The sequence below is a fragment of the Staphylococcus sp. MI 10-1553 genome (assembly GCF_010365305.1).
Lineage (GTDB): Bacteria > Bacillota > Bacilli > Staphylococcales > Staphylococcaceae > Staphylococcus.
This window is the reverse complement of sequence record NZ_CP048279.1, coordinates 2,218,409-2,237,215: the sequence shown is the minus strand read 5'-3', so window position 1 is coordinate 2,237,215 and position 18,807 is coordinate 2,218,409. Positions and strand designations below refer to the sequence as shown.

Here is an 18,807-nt window from a genome sequence, read left to right as displayed (position 1 = left end):
AACATCAAAGCCTCAACCCTCAAAGATTCAAATAAAAAAGCCAATGCACAAACTGTACATTGACCCCAAGCGTTATTTAGACTCATATCTCATCTTCTTTTTGGACTGTTTCACCCAATATGGCAAACGTTCCTCTAATGTTCGAAACCCATATTTCTCAGTTTCCTGAATTTCATCCAATACTGAATATTTACCTTTTTTACGCTCATAATTTTTAAAATAATCATTATCCTTCAGAGATAAATTTAATTTTCCGTTGTGATCAATCGAGATGATTTTAGCTTTCACAGTTTGACCTGGTGACAAAAGCTTTTTTAAATTATGTACATAATCATCCATGATTTCGGATATATGAATGAGTCCTTCAGTACTGTCAGGGGTCTCGACGAAAGCGCCGTAGGGTTGAATACCAGTCACGCGTACTTTGACATGTTGTCCAACACGATACTGTCTTTTCAACATTCATAACCCCTTATCGATTAGTTTTTAACATTTTTATCATAGCACATCTTTAAAGAAACTCCTAACTATTCGTTATTCGAAATTGATATTTTGGGGTTCACAAACAATAGCTTGTGAAGTGCTTAGGGTTAATATGCACACCTGTTACAAAAGTATCGTAAAAGTCACTATTTCCAAGCGAAAGACTATTGCAAAATCAAGGTTAAAAAGGCTATAATTGCTTATAAATGAAAGCGCTTAATCACTATCGATTGACTCAAAATGATTCGAGCATATGCGTACGTCATGGCATGTGACACGAACGGCTTTTAGGTTGATGCAAATAGTGTTTTCTTTTACAAATATGTCATGAATATGTCATGATAGATGTAAGGGTTTTCTTATCATAAACAAAGGAGGATTTTTAAATGATTCCATATCAACACGAACCATTTACAGATTTTACGAAAGAGGAAAATCGCGAGGCTTATTTTCGTGCATTAGAAAAGGTTGAAAGTGAACTCGGGAAAGATTATCCATTAATTATTGGTGGAGAACGCGTATTCACTGAAGATAAAACACGTGTATACAATCCTTCAAATCGCGAAGAAACGATCGGATATGTTTCAAAAGCAACGAAAGAACATGCACAACAAGCGTTAGATGCAGCGAAAGAAGCGTTTAAAACTTGGAGAAAAGTAGATCCAAAAGTACGCGCGAATATTTTATTCAGAGCTGCTGAAATTACACGTAAACGTAAGCATGAATTCTCTGCATTACTTTCAAAAGAAGGTGGTAAACCTTGGAAAGAGGCAGATGCTGATACAGCGGAAGCGATTGACTTTATGGAATATTATGGTCGTCAAATGCTCGAACTTAAAGACGGTAAACATGTAAACAGCCGTCCGGGTGAATACAACCAGTTTGATTACTTGCCTGTAGGTGTAAGTGTTGTTATTTCTCCATGGAACTTTGCGTATGCGATTATGGCGGGTACAACGTCAGCACCACTTGTAACAGGTAACACAGTATTGTTAAAACCATCTTCTAATACACCTATTATTTCTTATAAATTTATAGAAGTTTTAGAAGAAGCCGGTTTACCTAAAGGGGTTGTGAACTGGATTCCTGGTTCTTCAAGTGAAATTGGTGACTTCTTAATTGAAAACAAAGATGTGGGTCTCATTTCATTTACAGGTTCTAAAAAAGTCGGTAAAGAAATTATCCAAAAAGCATCAGTCATTCAAGAAGGTCAAAACCATATTAAACGTGTCATTGCTGAAATGGGTGGTAAAGATGCAATCATCGTCGACAACGAAGCGGATTTACAAGTTGCGACAGATGCCATTGTATACTCAGCATTCGGTTTCTCTGGCCAAAAATGTTCAGCATGTTCACGTGTTATCGCGCATCAAGACATTTATGATGAATTACTAGAGCGTGTTAAAGAAGCAACAGAGAAAATTAAAGTAGGTAATGCTGCAGAGCCGGATACGTATGTCGGACCTGTCATTGACCAAAAATCTTTAGATAAAATTAAAAACTACATCGAAATTGGTAAAGGTGAAGGTCGTCTTGTAACAGGTGGTAATACAGACGAAGAAGTCGGTAACTTTGTATATCCAACAATCTTCGCTGATTTAGATCCAAATTCACGCGTAATGCAAGAAGAAATTTTCGGACCAGTCGTAGGTTTCACTAAAGTTAAAGACTTTGATGAAGCGATTGATGTAGCGAATGATACAGAATACGGTTTAACAGGTGCAGTTATTTCAAACAACCGTATGAAGTTAGAACAAGCGCGTCGTGACTTTATGGTTGGCAACCTTTACTTCAACCGTGGCTGTACAGGTGCAGTTGTCGGATACCAACCATTCGGCGGCTTCAAAATGTCAGGTACAGACTCAAAAGCTGGTGGACCAGACTACTTAGTATTACACATGCAAGGTCGTTCAGTATCAGAACATCTATAATGATGAATTAAATAACAGAAACGTACAGGACACATTTTTTTGTACTGATGTAGGGTAAATCATTTATAAGCACCGTTCACTACTTGAATGATAGGTATTGGATGATACTATTAATCGATTTGCCCTACACTTTCATGTGAAGAGATGTGCGTATTATATTTAAGGAGGAAATTGCATGGTAATAAAATCTGAAGAAATCATTGAAAAAACGAATCATTATGGGGCGCATAACTACTTACCCCTTCCAATCGTTATTGCCGAAGCTGAAGGGGTATGGGTGAAGGACCCAGAAGGCAATCGTTACATGGACATGTTAGCTGCATATTCAGCAGTCAATCAAGGGCATCGTCATCCTAAAATCATTCAAGCTGTTAAAGAACAAGCGGGTCGTGTCACACTCGTTTCACGTGCTTTCCATAGTGACAACTTAGGGGAATGGTATGAAAAAATCTGTAAATTATCAGGTAAAGAGAAAGCCTTACCGATGAATACAGGTGCAGAAGCGGTAGAAACAGCATTAAAAGCTGCACGTCGTTGGGCATATGAAGTGAAAGGCATTAAACCGAATGAAGCTGAAATCATTGCGATGGTTGGTAACTTCCACGGACGTACAATGGCGCCAGTATCACTTTCTTCAGAAAAAGAATATCAACGTGGTTATGGTCCACTGTTAGAAGGTTTTCAAAATGTTGAATTTGGTAATATTGAAAGTTTAAAAGCTGCAATAAATGAAAATACTGCTGCTGTTTTGATTGAGCCGATTCAAGGTGAAGCAGGGATTAACATTCCACCAGAAGGCTATTTAAAAGCTGTGCGCGAATTATGTGATGCGCACAATGTGTTATTTATTGCAGACGAAATTCAAGCCGGTTTAGGTCGTACAGGTAAATTATTTGCGACAGACTGGGATGATGTGAAACCAGACGTTTACATTTTAGGTAAAGCACTCGGGGGCGGTGTATTACCCATTTCAGTTGTACTTGCGGATAAAGAAGTACTTGATGTCTTTACACCAGGTTCACACGGTTCTACTTTCGGTGGCAATCCTTTAGCATGTGCCGCTTCACTTGCTGCACTCGACGTTATTGTTGATGAAGATTTACCAGGTCGCTCACTTGAACTCGGTGAATATTTCAAAAATGCATTACTTGAAATTGATCACCCGGCCATTAAAGAAGTACGTGGTCGCGGTCTCTTTATCGGTGTGGAATTAAATGAAGATGCACGTCCTTATTGCGAACGTCTTAAAGATGAAGGGCTTTTATGTAAAGAAACACACGATACAGTCATACGATTTGCCCCCCCATTAGTCATCACGAAAGAAGAGTTAGATTTTGCGATTGAAAAAGTGAAAAAGGTGTTTGCACAGGGGTAAAAAGTTAAAGTTTAATTTGAGCGGAAACCACTTTAAAATAAAAACGCTTATGTTACAATACGAATGTAAGCGAAAACAATAGTAGGAAAAAGAGGCGAAATGGATCATGGCTGAAAAAAATAATTTAGTGACGTCAACGCAAGGCATCATTAAGGAAGCAATGCATAAATTAGGCTTTGATGATGGCATGTATGAACTTATCAAAGAACCTTTAAGATTTTTGACAGTACGTATTCCAGTGAAAATGGACGATGGTACAGTAAAAACATTTACAGGTTACCGTGCACAACATAACGATGCAGTGGGACCAACTAAAGGTGGGGTACGTTTCCACCCAGATGTTGATGAAGAAGAAGTTAAAGCATTGTCAATGTGGATGACGTTAAAATGTGGTATTGTCGACTTGCCATACGGCGGTGGTAAAGGTGGTATTGTTTGTGACCCACGTCAAATGAGTATTCATGAGGTTGAACGTTTATCTCGTGGTTATGTGCGTGCGATTTCACAAATTGTTGGACCAACAAAAGACATTCCAGCGCCAGACGTATTCACAAACTCTCAAATTATGGCATGGATGATGGACGAATATAGCCAAATGGACGAATTTAACTCTCCAGGCTTTATTACAGGTAAACCTATCGTATTAGGGGGTTCACAAGGACGTGACCGCTCAACAGCATTAGGTGTCGTTATCGCCATCGAAGAAGCTGCAAAACGTCGTGGCAAATCAATTGAAGGTTCACGTATTGTCATTCAAGGTTTCGGTAATGCAGGGAGCTTCTTAGCGAAATTCTTGTACGATAAAGGTGCGAAAATAGTAGGTATTTCAGATGCTTACGGTGCACTTCATGACCCAGAAGGATTGGATATTGACTATTTATTAGATCGTCGTGACAGTTTTGGTACGGTAACAAACTTGTTTGAAGATACGATTTCAAACAAAGAGTTATTTGAATTAGACTGTGATATTTTAGTACCAGCAGCCATTGCGAACCAAATTACTGCAGACAACGCAGCTGATATTAAAGCTGAAATTGTTGTAGAAGCAGCTAACGGACCAACAACGCCTGAAGCAACAAAAATTTTAACTGAACGTGGGATTTTATTAGTGCCAGACGTGCTTGCAAGTGCTGGTGGTGTAACAGTTTCATACTTTGAATGGGTACAAAATAATACAGGTTATTATTGGACAGAAGATGAAGTGAATGAAAAGTTACGCGAAAAATTAGTGAATGCATTCGATACGATTTATACTTTATCTGAAAATCGCAAAATTGATATGCGTTTAGCAGCCTACATTGTCGGTATTAAACGTACGGCAGAAGCGGCACGTTATCGCGGTTGGGCATAAGAGAAAAAGAGATGAATAAGCAGAGACGCTGAGAGTGCGTTTCTGCTTTTTTATACATGAAAACTCGGAAATCCAAATTCGAACATCAAGGAGGGAACAACAATGAATAGAAGTATGTTTACACTTATTATCGCAACCATTTTTACAGTAGCAGGCATCACATTTGCGATGAAGCACGAATGGTTGATTGCAGCACTGTTCATCTTGATTGGCGTGATTTACGTCATTAAAGGAATCCATAGAGGTCATTCTAATAAGTGATATGCATTAAAATTGAATAGCGTGAATGTCAAATAGCCAGTCAATACATTGATAAGTGTAAGAACTGGCTATTTTTATATTTTTAGCAATTATCGTAAACTTCTTAACATACTTTATTGTTGAATTAACGCGTGATATAAATCTGGATAGTTCGTGAAGACGCCTGTGACCCCATATTGATTTAAACGCGCCATTGTTTTTTGATCGTTGACGGTATAAGGATGGATATAAAAGCCTTGTTGACATAATGCATGTGTGTTTTGAGCAGTTAAATCATGATAATCTGGGCCTACACCAACCGCATAACTTTGAATTTTTTTCAAATCAGCATCGGACTGTCGTGGAAGTTCGCCTCTCTTTAACAATTGTACGAGAGGAATACGAGGATTTTCGTGATGAACCTTTTTAAGACTGTCTCTTGAAAATGATTGAATGACAACTTTACCGTTACGCAAGTTCTTTTTACAGTCGAGACCATATTGATGTAATTGACGTAGCAGTTTTTCCTCCATTCCTGGATAAACATCTGGTGATTTCGTTTCGATGTAATAATTGACACTTGTGCCATAACGACTGAAAATCTCATCAAGTGTTGGGACTTGTTGGCCGACATATTGCGGATTTTGGTATTTTGGATATTTTTGATTGAACCATGATCCGGCATCTAACTGTTTCAATTCAGCAAGTGTATAGTGATTGATACGACCTGTCCCATTTGTAGTACGGTCCACTTTATCATCATGCATGGCGACTAAATGGCCGTCTTTAGTCATTTGTAAATCAAGTTCTAAATAATCGGCATGCATTTCATAAAGGCTTTTATCGTAAGACGCAAAAGTATGTTCTGGTGCATAACCACTCGCGCCACGATGTCCGATATTAACATAAGGCTTGTTCAAGACATTGTGTTGGCTTGAAGATAGGGGTGTTGCTTGATGATGGGGATTACTTTGAGGTGAACCGGCATTTGCGCTATCAACAAGTGCACTTGAACCAGTCAGTAGTGTTCCGATTAAAACGGTTGATGCAAAAAGGTGTGATGCAGCTTTCATTTTGATGCCTCCTTAGTATGATAGGTTATTTTCAGCATAGTCAAAAATTTGAAAAATGGCAATACTCTTAATTTAAAGATTACTTTATCTTTATGTTTGAAATGATTGCGATACATTCAATTAAAATGTACGAATGTGAACAATGATAAATCAGCGTGTTAAACGATGTCCTCTTTCCGAGTTTTCTCGAGAACATGCTACAATAAAGAGACACGGACGTTCAGTTGTCCGTGTCTCATGTTTGGATTGTACTACTTTGAATGATGTTGTGCTAAATGGGTCTTTGCGACATCGATTTGATGACGCACTGCATCTAGACCTGTAGCACCATAACTTTTACGACGTTTGACCGCTTCATCAGGTTGTAAATATTGATAAATATCTGTTTCGATTTGTGGTTGATGGTCTTGATATACCTCTAATGGAATGTCGAGTAAATACATCCCATGTTGAATGGCCCACAGGACGAGCTTACCGACAATTTCGTGTGCCTCTCTAAACGGGATGCCTTTCGTTACGAGATAGTCCGCTAACTCTGTCGCATTTGAAAAGTCTTGGCGCACCGTTGCTTGTAGACGGTCGGTGTTCACAGTCATCGTTGCGACCATACCGTCAAAGATACGCAGTGAACCTTTGATAGTTTCAATCGCATCAAATAAGCCTTCTTTATCCTCTTGCATATCTTTATTATAAGCGAGCGGCAATCCTTTTAATGTCATCAATAGGCCAACAAGATGGCCCGTTGTACGTCCGACTTTACCCCGAATGAGCTCAGCCATATCAGGATTTTTCTTTTGTGGCATAATAGATGAACCTGTTGAAAAACCGTCAGATAATGTGATGAACTTCGCTTCTTCCGATGACCAGAAAATGATTTCTTCAGCAAAACGAGAGAGGTGAATCATCGTTAAGTTAATATTGTTCAACGTTTCAACAATATAGTCACGATCACTCACGGCATCGATACTGTTTTCATATAACGCGTTAAAACCGAGTAACTTTTGTGTTTCATGACGGTCTATCGGATACGTCGTCCCACTCAATGCTGCGGCACCTAAAGGAGAGACATCGATACGTGCCAATGACTCTTTGAAACGCGTCTGGTCACGTTCGAGCATCCAAAAATACGTCATGATATGATGCGCAAATGAAATCGGTTGTGCACGTTGAAGGTGTGTATAGCCAGGCATCATCGTTTCTACATGCTGTTCTGCAAGCTGTAATAATGTTTGTTGAAAAGCATGAATGTAATCAATTATCGTATGCACTTCTTTTTTCGTATACAAATGCATATCCGTTGCAACTTGGTCATTACGGCTACGACCGGTATGCAGTTTGCCACCCACAGGACCGATACGTTTAATCAATTCGTGTTCAACATTCAAATGAATATCTTCTAATGCTGTTTGAAATTCGATTTGTCCCTCATGAAAGTCGTGTTGAATGTCTTTTAAAGTTTGGATAATCAACTCACTTTCTGCTTCAGTTAAAATTGCTTGATGTGCGAGCATGGTTGCGTGTGCGATGCTGCCATGAATATCTTCGTCAATGAGCGTTTTGTCAAAGTGAATCGACGCATTAAAAGCATCGACCCATTCTTCTGGTTTCTCTTCAAATCTACCACCCCAAGCTTTTTTACTCATCCGCATAGCCTCCATGTAACATCGCGTTCACTTGTGTTGGTAGACCATAAATGTCGATAAAGCCCACTGCAGATTGTTGGTTGAACGCATCTTCTTTCGTATAAGTTGCTAATTTTTCATTGTAAAGGGTGTACGGTGATTTTCTACCATTGACGATGGCATGACCTTTAAATAGTTTGACACGTACATCACCAGTCACATATTTTTGCGTATGATCCACAAATGTTTTAAGAGCATCAGTTAAAGGTGAGAACCATAAGCCGTTATACACTTGTTCTGCGAATTGTTTCTCAATAATTGGTTTAAAATGTGCCACATCTTTTGTTAAAGTGATGGTTTCTAACGCTTGGTGTGCTTTGATAATCACTTCAGCACCTGGTGTTTCATACACTTCTCTTGATTTAATACCTACGAGACGGTTTTCAATATGGTCGATTCTACCAATACCGTGTTTTCCAGCAAGTTCATTTAAATACAAAATCAGGTCATCTAATGCATAATGCTCACCGTTAATATGTGTTGGAATCCCTTGTTCGAATGTGATTAAAATTTCATCAGCCGTATCTGGTGTATCTTCTAATTCATTTGTTAAATCATAAGCATCTATTGGTGGCGCGACATAAGGATCTTCTAATACACCACATTCATTGCTGCGGCCCCATAAGTTTTGGTCGATGGAATACGGAGACGCTTTGCCAATAGGGACAGGGATATTGTGTGTTTTCGCATAATCGATTTCTTCTTCACGGCTCCAACCCCATTCACGTACAGGCGCAATCACTTTAAGGCTCGGATCTAATGCTTTAATCGCTACTTCAAAACGTACTTGGTCATTTCCTTTTCCAGTACAACCATGTGCGATAGCAATGGCATTCGTTTCATGCGCAATTTCGACTAACTTTTTAGAAATGAGTGGGCGAGACAATGCAGAAACGAGCGGGTACGTTTGTTCATACATCAGATTACCTTTGATTGTATAACCCACATAATCTTCTGCAAATTCTTTCGTTGCATTAATGACATGAGACTCACTTGCTCCCATATCGAGTGCTTTTTGATAAACAAGGTCTAAATCTTTTCCTTCACCAACATCCAAACAACATGCAATGACGTCGTAACCTTGTTCGATCAACCATTTAACGGCCACACTTGTATCTAAACCGCCTGAATATGCTAAAACCACTTTATCTTTCATCCTAGTCACCTCTGTTAAAAAATTAATATTTGAATAGCTTTACTATAACATAAATGAATTTATATGCAAATGGTCAAATAAATATTCATAAAAATACGTGTCAACGGATATGCTTGGGTAAGTCAATTGAATTTGTTGAAACAACTTAGTAAAATGAAAGTACGTTAAGTTAAATTAGGAGGCAAAAGTGTATGACACATATCCAATTAGATTATCAAAAAGCTTTAAAATTTTTCGGTCAACACGAATTAGATCAGCAACAAGATGCTGTTAAAGCTATTCACCGTACAATTCATGAAGGTACAGGTGCAGGAAGTGACTTCTTAGGATGGGTTGACCTACCAGTTAATTACGATAAAGAAGAATTTTCACGTATTAAAGAAGCAGCTAAACAAGTACAATCACATTCAGACGTACTTGTCGTAATCGGTATTGGTGGTTCGTACCTTGGTGCACGTTCAGCAATCGAAATGTTGACACCAGCATTCAAAAAAGATAGTGAATATCCTGAAATTATTTTTGCAGGTAACCATTTATCATCATCATATTTACAATCACTTATCGACTATTTAGCAGATAAAGACTATTCAGTTAACGTGATTTCAAAATCTGGTACAACAACTGAACCTGCAGTTGCGTTCCGTATTTTCAAAAAATTATTAGAAGAGAAATATGGTAAAGAAGAAGCAGTTAAACGTATTTTTGCAACAACTGACCAAGCTAAAGGTGCATTGAAACAACTTGCGACAAATGAAGGTTACGAAACATTCGTAGTACCTGATGATGTCGGTGGTCGTTTCTCAGTATTAACTGCAGTAGGTTTATTACCAATCGCTGTAGCAGGTATTGATATCGATGCAATGATGGGCGGTGCAGCAAAAGCACGTGAAGAATTATCTTCTGACGATTTATCTTCAAACATTGCATACCAATACGCATCAATTCGTAACATCCTTTACAACAAAGGTTACACTACAGAAATGTTAATCAACTACGAACCATCATTACAATACTTCAATGAATGGTGGAAACAATTATTTGGCGAATCAGAAGGTAAAGACTTAAAAGGGATTTATCCTTCAAGTGCCAACTTTACAACTGACTTACACTCATTAGGTCAATATGTACAAGAAGGTCGTCGTTTCTTAATTGAAACAGTATTAAAAGTAGAAAATCCTAAACACGATATTACAATTGAAGAAGATGCGGATGACTTAGATGGCTTAAACTACTTAGCAGGTAAAACAGTAGATGAAGTGAACACAAAAGCATTCGAAGGTACTTTACTTGCGCATACTGACGGTGGCGTTCCTAACATGGTTGTTAAATTACCTCGTTTAGACGCTGAAACTTACGGTTATGTTGTTTACTTCTTTGAATTAGCAGTAGCAATGAGTGGTTACCAATTAGGTGTGAACCCATTCAACCAACCAGGTGTAGAAGCATATAAACAAAACATGTTTGCATTATTAGGTAAACCTGGATTTGAAGATAAGAAAAAAGATTTAGAAGCACGTCTATAATTCGAGATTGCTTTTGATTGGAATATAAAAGAAAGGCTGATGAGGCATACGTCTTGTCAGTCTTTTTTATTGCGCGCGTTGAGTCAGTGTCCTATTTCTGCCAGGGCGCGTATGATAATCCCATATTAGTTAAAAGTGAACGGTTGAAAATCTTAAGCAATCTAATGAAGTGTATGATTCAAATGTAAAAGTTAACGTTTTAAGAGAAATTATGATAAGATAAAATTTGTTATGATGAAATTGATATGATTGGGAGTGCAAATTTGAAGTTTCTGATAAAGATGACATTCGCTCTAATAGGCGCATTGGTAGTTTTAGCCGTCATCGTATTGTTTGTTGTGATACCATATGAAGTAAAGCATCAAAATATGGACACGACACTTCAAGCCCATGATCGGCTGTTGGTGAATAAACTCGCACCACGCTACAATGGGATTCATCATCAAGATATTGTTGTCTACTATGCGGATGGTCAATATCGTGTTGGGCGCGTGATTGGAGAACCGGGTCAATCAGTTGAATTTCAAAAAGGTCAATTGTATTTGGACCATACGTCTGTGACTGAATCGTATGTGAATCAACAAGATCAGAAGTCATGGTCATTGAAATCACTGCCGAATTCAGAAAGTGACATCATTCCTCCAAACACGTATTTAATATTGAACGATCGTCGTGATGATGGCGTAGATTCTCGAAAGTTTGGTCTCATTAAGAAATCAAATATTGAAGGTAAGTTATGGATACGTTATTATCCTTTTGATAGAATAACGACTCATTTTTAAAATAAGAGGTGTAAAACTGTGAAAAAAGAGACAATGGAATGGTTGCTGTCTATAGGATTAGCATTATTGATTGTAGGTCTATTGTATGCATTTGTCATTAAACCGTATAATATTAAAGGTGATTCCATGGACCCTACATTAAAAGATGGAGAAAGGGTTATCGTTAACAAAATAGGAAAAACTTTAGGTCATTTAGATAATGGTAATGTCATTGTCTTCCATGCAGATGAAACGAATGACTATGTAAAACGTATTATCGGTAAACCAGGCGATCATGTCGTTTATAAAAATGATCAACTCTACTTAAATGGTAAAAAAGTAGATGAACCATATTTAGATTATAATCTTAAACATAAAACATATGAACAAATTACAGGTTCATTTGATTCTAAAGACTTACCAGGTAGCAACGGTGAGGAACAAATACCTAAAGATAAATATCTCGTGTTAGGTGACAACCGTGAAGTGAGTAAAGATAGCCGTGCTTTTGGTCTTATTGATAAAGATCAAATAGTAGGGAAAGTCGCATTTAGATTCTGGCCATTGAGTGAATTTAAAATCAACTTCAATCCAGATCATACAGATACGCAAGAGTAATAATGAATCATAGCGCATGATGATCAGACATCATGTAGCGATTGAATAAATAAGATAAGAACAAAAGCTGGGAGACCATTACGTTTTCCTGGCTTTTTTTAGATGATATGAGGATAAAATTTTTTAGGTGCTATACTGAATATGTAGGAGAATGTTGAGTTGTTTAGTCATATTGATAGAGTATCTTCCATGTTACACTTCTGCCACGCCGATTAATGCGGTCTTTTTTATAAAACATTCCTGATTCATACCTCACGATATCGTTGGCTACAAAAGCATTGAGTTGCTTATTCGTCTCAAAGCGATTAATATTTCCTCACGCTCCTGTCAGTAAAGCCGCATTCTGTTCTCCAACACCATTGATACTCAATAAAACCTGATATAATTTTGGGTCAGCATACAAAGCTTTAAATTTAGCGACATATTTCTTTTTTCTATCAATGAGTCGAAATAAATCTTCAGTAATGTTTTTGATTTCTTCGACAGGTGTGTGCTCTTCGTGAACAGTAATATAAGTGTTTTGAGCCCATTCGACAAGCTTGATAGTTAGATTTTCAAGATATGTTTTTTGGGCAGTTATTGTGCTGCTTAATGAGCTTTTTAAGTTGTTGTTTTGTCAATTTTAAGATGAGCTGAACCATCAACTCATTTCGGCTTAATTGAAGTGTACACGAGATGGAAGCCGAATGGGATTATGGGAGCTGTACAGAAATCTTATTTGTGACAAAGATTGCCCTGCAAGGCTGACTAGGCTTCTCAAAAACGAGAGCATTGAGAAGTCACAGTCAGCTACTGCGATAAACAGATAAACAGTAGCCACTCTTAAAATGAAAAGTGAAGACTTCGGTCAACCTCTTTCCCTCAGGCGTCTTGCTCGGTTTTAGCAATCTGGGTGTGCTTCATCGCCCTTAATGTGTGATGACACTCGAAACATAAGCAAATGTCTCCATATCAAGGGGGAGTAAAGAACTATGATGATACCTCCTTCTCCTCATATGTACGTATCGCGCACCAACTTATTATTCCGCACATATTTTTCTGAATAAAATTTCCTCTATCACACTATTTTAGTCTTTTCTTGCTACGTTCCAATATTGACAACATGCATCGACTAAATCAAAGACGTGTTGATTGTATTCACGCTTCTTTGAGTAATTCAGGTAAATCGTTCTTTTAATGTTAGGACGAATTTTAATCGTGCTCAGTTGAAATGTTGAGTATGACTGATAATACATTTGTGGAATGACTGCATAGCCCATACCTTGGTGTACAAAATTGGTCGCCGTTTCAAAACGGTCCACTTCCATGATGATATGGGGACGTTCATCTAATCGTGTAAAATAGTCATCGATATGTTTACGAACTTGATAGCCACGGTTAGGGACGATGAGTGGCAAGTTTTTAATCAACACTGACTTTTGATTTCCAAAGGCGTTCTGTGGCGTGAGAACGACATAATCTTCTTGATATAACGGGAGTGAGATAATCCCGTCGTGACGAATTTGATCGTTTGATAAGCCTAAGTGAATATCAAAGTTAATCAATTTTTGTGCTAATTGGTTAGGGTCTAGTATTTCAGTGATTTGATAATGTTGCTCTGGATGGGCATTCTGATGGGTTTGTACGACAGTTGAAACCCAACGTGCAGTGGATTCAATGATTGCCATTTTAATTTTAGGTGTTTGACTCATTTTCAAATCATACATTTTTTCAATGGATTGATGATAATGTTTCACAAGTTCAACTGCTTCGTTATAAAACTGAATGCCTTTTTCGGTAATTGAAATTTCTTTCGTCGTTCTTTTTAACAGTTTATAGCCTAAATCTCGTTCCATTTTTTTAATCGTTGCGGTCAATGAAGGTTGGCTAATGTGTAAGGCTTGCGCAGCTTTTGTGAAGCTATTTTGATGTACGATTTCGATAAAGTATTCCAACTGTATAACTTTCATCATGGCCTCCTTATTATAGTTTGAAGTTATAAGTGATTAGTTTATTTATATTGGTTATTAATAGCTTAGCATATTACAATAGAGTTAGTAAGTGACAGCGCATGATTAAATGACAGAATAATGAGAATTAAAGCAAGGTTAAGGGGAGAGGCCGTTATTTTGTGTAGGGTTCACAATTCAAAGGGGGAGAAATGTTGGGATGAAACATCAAGCTGTTAAGGGTAACCAGATGTGGCGTTTTTGGGTTTTGAGTTTGATAGGTGTGATTTGTTTCTTTGTGCCTTTTCATATTAACGGGGTACAAACGATTATTGTCGACCATGTTCATTTAGCAATACGCGCAGGTCTCAAAAGTGTGATGCCTTATATTGCTTTAGTCATGATTTTAATTGGCGCAATCTTACCCATCTATCGTAAAGATTATCGGAAAACGAAGACGGATTTTGTGATTGTTTTGGCTAAAGTTTTAGGGGCTATGATTGGCGTCATGTATGTGTTTCATATCGGACCTAAAATTTTGTTTGAAGCACAATATGGACCGTTTTTGTTCGATAAATTAATGTTGCCATTGAGCATTTTAATTCCAGTTGGTGCCATCGCTTTATCATTGTTAGTCGGTTATGGCCTGTTGGAGTTTATCGGGGTGTTAATGCAACCCATCATGCGCAAAGTGTTTAATACACCAGGTGAATCCGCGATTGATGCGGTCGCTTCATTTGTAGGGAGTTATTCACTCGGTCTGTTAATTACGAATCGCGTATACAAACAAGGTGTATACAACTACCGAGAAGCATTAATCATTGCGACAGGGTTTTCGACAGTATCGGCAACATTTATGGTCATCGTAGCACGTACGCTTGATTTAATGGCACATTGGAATTTGTATTTCTGGAGCTGTTTAGTCATCACATTCGTTGTGACAGCCATTTCGACGTATTTGCCACCGATTTCAAAAGCGTCGAAAGCGTACTATAACAATCAACAACCACCAGCAAAACCTAAAGAAGGAGGTACACGTATTCAACAAGCATGGCTCGCAGTGAAAAGACAATCACATCAAGCGACACCATTGTTTAAAAATATGTGGACACATTTTGCTGAAGGGCTCGAAATGACAGTCGCGATATTACCGTCAATTTTATCGATTGGTTTTATCGGTTTGTTGTTAGCGAACTTTACACCGGTCATTGACATACTGAGTTACATTTTCTATCCATTTATTTATATTTTCCCGATTGCAGAAAAAGCGTTGTTAGCAAAGGCGTCTGCAATATCGGTCATTGAAATGTTTTTACCATCGTTACTTGTCGTTAAAGCAACAATTGAAGTTAAATTTGTAGTGGCAATTACGAGTGTATCAGCGATTATTTTCTTTTCAGCACTTGTACCGTGTATTTTAGCTACAGAAATTAAAGTTCCGATTTGGCAATTGTTATTGATTTGGTTTGTGCGTGTGACATTAACATTATTAATTACAATTCCGTTAAGTCTAATTATTTTTTAAATGAAAGGGAGAAGTCTTATGGTGAGAAATATTCAAGCAAAAAAAGGTTTAGAAATCGAATGTAAAGGTTGGGAACAAGAAGCAGTATTACGAATGTTATACAACAACTTAGATCCAGAAGTGGCTGAGCATCCTGAACGTCTTGTCGTTTATGGTGGCATCGGTAAGGCAGCACGTAACTGGGAAGCATTTGATGCGATTGTGGATACATTACGTCGCTTAGAAAATGATGAGACGATGTTAGTGCAATCTGGTAAACCTGTTGCTGTATTTAAAACGCATGAAGAAGCGCCACGTGTGCTTTTATCGAACTCTGTGCTCGTACCGAAATGGGCAACTTGGGATCATTTCCATGAATTGGATAAAAAGGGCTTAATGATGTACGGCCAAATGACAGCGGGTAGTTGGATTTACATTGGTTCACAAGGGATTGTCCAAGGTACGTACGAAACTTTTGCGGAATTAGCGAATCAACATTTCAATGGCTCGTTAAAAGGCACAATTACATTAACTGCGGGATTAGGCGGTATGGGTGGTGCACAACCGCTTGCTGTAACGATGAATGGCGGTGTCGTTATTGGCGTAGATGTAGACCCGACACGTATTCAAAAACGTATTGACACACGTTATTGTGACACGATTACACATTCATTAGATGAAGCGTTAGAACAAGCAGAAAAAGCGAAAAAAGAAGGGCGTGCCATTGCAATCGGATTAGTCGGTAATGCGGCGGAAGTCCACCATGAAATTTTAAAACGTGGCTTCAAAATTGATATCGTGACGGACCAAACATCCGCACATGACCCACTTAACGGTTACGTGCCTGAAGGGTATAGTTTAGAAGAAGCGGCTGTATTAAGAGAAAGTGATCCAACGCGCTATGTGGCATTATCAAAACAATCTATGAAAAAACATGTTGAAGCGATGTTACAATTCCAAAAAAATGGTGCGGTTGCATTCGACTATGGTAACAATATCCGTCAAGTCGCATTTGATGAAGGTTTAGAAAATGCATTTGATTTCCCTGGTTTCGTACCAGCATACATTCGTCCATTATTCTGTGAAGGTAAAGGACCATTCCGTTTTGCAGCATTATCTGGAGATCCTAAAGATATTGAACGTGCAGACCAATTAATGCGTGAATTATTCCCAGAAGATGAAAAATTAATGCGCTGGTTAGATATGGCAAGTGAAAAAATTGCATTCCAAGGGCTCCCATCGAGAATTGCATGGCTTGGTTATGGCGAACGTGCAAAAATGGGTTTAGCGTTAAATGAGCTTGTACGTAATGGCGAAATTTCTGCACCAATCGTTATCGGACGTGACCATTTAGATTCAGGTTCAGTTGCATCACCAAACCGTGAAACTGAGGCGATGTTAGATGGTTCAGATGCTGTAGGGGACTGGGCAATTTTAAATGCATTAATTAACACTGCAGCAGGAGGTTCATGGATTTCAGTACACCATGGTGGCGGTGTAGGTATGGGCTATTCACTACACGCAGGCATGGTGGTGGTTGCTGACGGTTCAGAACGCGCAGACAGAAGATTAGGACGTGTATTAACGACAGATCCGGGTATGGGTGTAGTGCGACATGCAGATGCGGGTTATGAAAAAGCGATTGAAACTGCTAAAACTCGTGGCGTTGATATTCCTATGATCACTAAGGAGGTAGAAACAGAATGACTTATGATTTACTGATTCAAAATATTAAAGAATTGATTTTACCAGTAACGACAGATCGCCCTTTAAAAGGTAAAGATTTAGATGAATTAAATGTTGTAAAGCACGGTACGGTCGTGGTACATGAAGGGAAAATTGTTTATGCAGGGTCTTATACTGAAGACTACGAAGCGCATGAAACAATCGATGCCTCTGACCGCGTTGTTTCACCGGCACTGGTAGACGCACACACACATTTAGTTCACGGAGGCTCACGCGAACACGAAATGGCGTTAAAACGTCAAGGCAAATCATATTTAGAAATACTTGAATCAGGTGGCGGTATTTTATCAACGGTAGAAGCGACACGCCAAGCGACTGAAGATGAACTATTTAAAAAGGCTGAATATGATTTATTAACGATGATGCATCACGGTGTATTAGCTGTAGAAAGTAAAAGTGGTTACGGCTTAAACAAAGAAAATGAATTAAAACAATTGCGTGTATCTAAACGTTTAGAAGAAAAATATGGTTTGAAAATGCGTCATACATTTTTAGGCCCACACGCGATTCCAAAAGAAGCATCGTCACAAGCAGACTTCTTACAAGAGATGATTGATTTATTGCCAGAAGCGAAAAAATACGCAGACTTTGCAGATATTTTCTGTGAGACAGGTGTATTTACGTTAGAAGAATCGAAACGTTATATGGAAGCAGCGAAAGGACTTGGCTTAAGAGTGAAAATTCATGCAGACGAAATCGATCCGCTCGGTGGTTTAGGGTTAGCGATTGAGGAAGATGCTATTTCTGCAGATCACCTCGTTGCTTCAAGTGATAAAGACAAAGCCAACTTAAAAGATTCTGATACTGTGGCGGTATTATTACCGGGGACAACGTTCTACTTGGACAAAGAAAGTTATGCAGATGCTCGAGGCATGTTAGACAATAACGGTGCCATTGCAATTGCGACAGACTACAACCCAGGTAGCTGTGTAACAAACAATTTACAAATGGTTATGGCGATTGCATCATTAAAATTAAAACTATCACCAGCCGAAATTTGGAATGCAGTCACAATCAATGCAGCAAAAGCCATTGATGTGGATGCCGGTACGATTAACAAAGGTGATGATGCGAATATCGTCATTTGGCGTGCACCCAACCATGAATACATTCCGTATCATTACGGGGTAAACCATGTTGAAAAAGTCATTCAAAACGGACGTGTCATCGTTGACCGTCAACCACAATTATTAACACAAGCATAATTACTATAAACAAAGCGGATAAGCACCTTGAATAGGAGGTTGCAATCCGCTTCATCTTTTTGTGTAATGCAGGACTACTCGTTTAAAATGATATGAACAGAATCGACCCGGCCTAATTCCTAAAAAGCGAGAAGTGTTTAGTAGTATGGGTAACAATACTGTAATGATACGATTGTCGAAACCGTGCAAGACGCCTGAGAGAAAGAGGTTGACCGAAATCTTTACTTTTCA

At 38.4% G+C, this 18,807-nt stretch carries 16 protein-coding genes; 10 read left to right on the top strand and 6 right to left on the bottom strand.

Features of this window, described 5'->3' with window-relative positions; genetic code table 11:
* Positions 1-72: 72 nt before the first annotated feature.
* Positions 73-462 (bottom strand): S1 domain-containing post-transcriptional regulator Ygs, encoded by a 390-nt coding sequence (gene ygs, locus GZH82_RS10505; protein WP_162682437.1) that lies wholly within the window; start codon positions 460-462, stop codon positions 73-75.
* A 407-nt stretch (positions 463-869) separates the two neighbouring features.
* On the opposite strand from ygs, the gene pruA reads away from it, so the two are divergent.
* The 4 genes from pruA to GZH82_RS13965 all read left to right on the top strand — a co-directional run bounded on the left by pruA (position 870) and on the right by GZH82_RS13965 (position 5,401).
* The gene (pruA, locus tag GZH82_RS10500) at positions 870-2,414 is read left to right on the top strand and encodes an L-glutamate gamma-semialdehyde dehydrogenase (RefSeq protein ID WP_162682436.1); all 1,545 of its coding nucleotides are present in this window, start codon (positions 870-872) and stop codon (positions 2,412-2,414) included.
* A 175-nt stretch (positions 2,415-2,589) separates the two neighbouring features.
* On the top strand, positions 2,590-3,789 hold the full coding sequence (locus tag GZH82_RS10495; protein WP_162682435.1) for an ornithine--oxo-acid transaminase: 1,200 nt from the start codon (positions 2,590-2,592) through the stop codon (positions 3,787-3,789).
* A 106-nt stretch (positions 3,790-3,895) separates the two neighbouring features.
* Entirely contained in the window at positions 3,896-5,140 is a 1,245-nt protein-coding gene (locus GZH82_RS10490) for a Glu/Leu/Phe/Val family dehydrogenase (protein WP_014614403.1), read from the top strand.
* Positions 5,141-5,242: 102 nt separating this feature from the next.
* A complete protein-coding gene (locus tag GZH82_RS13965; RefSeq protein WP_203232806.1) occupies positions 5,243-5,401 on the top strand; it encodes a hypothetical protein in 159 nt (52 codons plus the stop codon).
* 113 nt (positions 5,402-5,514) lie between these two features.
* Here GZH82_RS13965 and GZH82_RS10485 read toward each other — a convergent pair whose 3' ends face one another.
* The 3 genes from GZH82_RS10485 to GZH82_RS10475 all read right to left on the bottom strand — a co-directional run bounded on the left by GZH82_RS10485 (position 5,515) and on the right by GZH82_RS10475 (position 9,291).
* On the bottom strand, positions 5,515-6,453 hold the full coding sequence (locus tag GZH82_RS10485; RefSeq protein WP_162682434.1) for a glycerophosphodiester phosphodiesterase: 939 nt from the start codon (positions 6,451-6,453) through the stop codon (positions 5,515-5,517).
* Between the two features lie 251 nt (positions 6,454-6,704).
* Entirely contained in the window at positions 6,705-8,096 is a 1,392-nt protein-coding gene (argH, locus tag GZH82_RS10480) for an argininosuccinate lyase (protein ID WP_162682433.1), read from the bottom strand.
* Entirely contained in the window at positions 8,089-9,291 is a 1,203-nt protein-coding gene (locus GZH82_RS10475) for an argininosuccinate synthase (RefSeq protein ID WP_162682432.1), read from the bottom strand. The genes argH and GZH82_RS10475 overlap by 8 nt, the downstream gene beginning before the upstream one ends.
* A gap of 191 nt (positions 9,292-9,482) precedes the next feature.
* On the opposite strand from GZH82_RS10475, the gene GZH82_RS10470 reads away from it, so the two are divergent.
* The 3 genes from GZH82_RS10470 to lepB (GZH82_RS10460) all read left to right on the top strand — a co-directional run bounded on the left by GZH82_RS10470 (position 9,483) and on the right by lepB (GZH82_RS10460) (position 12,193).
* Positions 9,483-10,814: a glucose-6-phosphate isomerase gene (locus tag GZH82_RS10470; protein ID WP_162682431.1), complete on the top strand. Its 1,332-nt coding sequence runs from the start codon at positions 9,483-9,485 to the stop codon at positions 10,812-10,814.
* Between the two features lie 281 nt (positions 10,815-11,095).
* Entirely contained in the window at positions 11,096-11,596 is a 501-nt protein-coding gene (gene lepB / locus GZH82_RS10465) for a signal peptidase I (protein WP_162683048.1), read from the top strand.
* An 18-nt stretch (positions 11,597-11,614) separates the two neighbouring features.
* Entirely contained in the window at positions 11,615-12,193 is a 579-nt protein-coding gene (gene lepB / locus GZH82_RS10460; protein ID WP_162682430.1) for a signal peptidase I, read from the top strand.
* A 163-nt stretch (positions 12,194-12,356) separates the two neighbouring features.
* Here lepB (GZH82_RS10460) and GZH82_RS14640 read toward each other — a convergent pair whose 3' ends face one another.
* Positions 12,357-12,449 (bottom strand): hypothetical protein, encoded by a 93-nt coding sequence (locus GZH82_RS14640; RefSeq protein ID WP_238989562.1) that lies wholly within the window; start codon positions 12,447-12,449, stop codon positions 12,357-12,359.
* A gap of 811 nt (positions 12,450-13,260) precedes the next feature.
* Positions 13,261-14,142 carry a LysR family transcriptional regulator gene (locus tag GZH82_RS10450; protein WP_162683046.1) on the bottom strand — a complete coding sequence of 294 codons (882 nt, stop codon included), beginning with the start codon at positions 14,140-14,142 and terminating at the stop codon, positions 13,261-13,263.
* Between the two features lie 199 nt (positions 14,143-14,341).
* Here GZH82_RS10450 and GZH82_RS10445 point away from each other — a divergent pair, with 199 nt between their 5' ends.
* Genes GZH82_RS10445 through hutI form a run of 3 tightly spaced genes read left to right on the top strand, consistent with a single transcriptional unit; the run spans position 14,342 to position 18,576 of the window.
* Positions 14,342-15,646 (top strand): YjiH family protein, encoded by a 1,305-nt coding sequence (locus tag GZH82_RS10445; protein WP_162682429.1) that lies wholly within the window; start codon positions 14,342-14,344, stop codon positions 15,644-15,646.
* Positions 15,647-15,667: 21 nt separating this feature from the next.
* Positions 15,668-17,332, top strand: a complete 1,665-nt coding sequence (gene hutU, locus GZH82_RS10440; RefSeq protein WP_162683045.1) for a urocanate hydratase — start codon at positions 15,668-15,670, stop codon at positions 17,330-17,332.
* The gene (gene hutI, locus GZH82_RS10435) at positions 17,329-18,576 is read left to right on the top strand and encodes an imidazolonepropionase (RefSeq protein WP_162682428.1); all 1,248 of its coding nucleotides are present in this window, start codon (positions 17,329-17,331) and stop codon (positions 18,574-18,576) included. The genes hutU and hutI overlap by 4 nt, the downstream gene beginning before the upstream one ends.
* Positions 18,577-18,807: the final 231 nt, after the last annotated feature.

Bases quoted from the DNA above. Each gene is read 5' to 3' on its own strand.
- ygs (WP_162682437.1), bottom strand. From the start codon at position 462: ATGTTGAAAAGACAGTATCGTGTTGGACAACATGTCAAAGTACGCGTG.
- pruA (WP_162682436.1), top strand. From the start codon at position 870: ATGATTCCATATCAACACGAACCATTTACAGATTTTACGAAAGAGGAA.
- GZH82_RS10495 (WP_162682435.1), top strand. From the start codon at position 2,590: ATGGTAATAAAATCTGAAGAAATCATTGAAAAAACGAATCATTATGGG.
- GZH82_RS10490 (WP_014614403.1), top strand. From the start codon at position 3,896: ATGGCTGAAAAAAATAATTTAGTGACGTCAACGCAAGGCATCATTAAG.
- GZH82_RS13965 (WP_203232806.1), top strand. From the start codon at position 5,243: ATGAATAGAAGTATGTTTACACTTATTATCGCAACCATTTTTACAGTA.
- GZH82_RS10485 (WP_162682434.1), bottom strand. From the start codon at position 6,453: ATGAAAGCTGCATCACACCTTTTTGCATCAACCGTTTTAATCGGAACA.
- argH (WP_162682433.1), bottom strand. From the start codon at position 8,096: ATGAGTAAAAAAGCTTGGGGTGGTAGATTTGAAGAGAAACCAGAAGAA.
- GZH82_RS10475 (WP_162682432.1), bottom strand. From the start codon at position 9,291: ATGAAAGATAAAGTGGTTTTAGCATATTCAGGCGGTTTAGATACAAGT.
- GZH82_RS10470 (WP_162682431.1), top strand. From the start codon at position 9,483: ATGACACATATCCAATTAGATTATCAAAAAGCTTTAAAATTTTTCGGT.
- lepB (WP_162683048.1), top strand. From the start codon at position 11,096: ATGACATTCGCTCTAATAGGCGCATTGGTAGTTTTAGCCGTCATCGTA.
- GZH82_RS10450 (WP_162683046.1), bottom strand. From the start codon at position 14,142: ATGAAAGTTATACAGTTGGAATACTTTATCGAAATCGTACATCAAAAT.
- GZH82_RS10445 (WP_162682429.1), top strand. From the start codon at position 14,342: ATGAAACATCAAGCTGTTAAGGGTAACCAGATGTGGCGTTTTTGGGTT.
- hutI (WP_162682428.1), top strand. From the start codon at position 17,329: ATGACTTATGATTTACTGATTCAAAATATTAAAGAATTGATTTTACCA.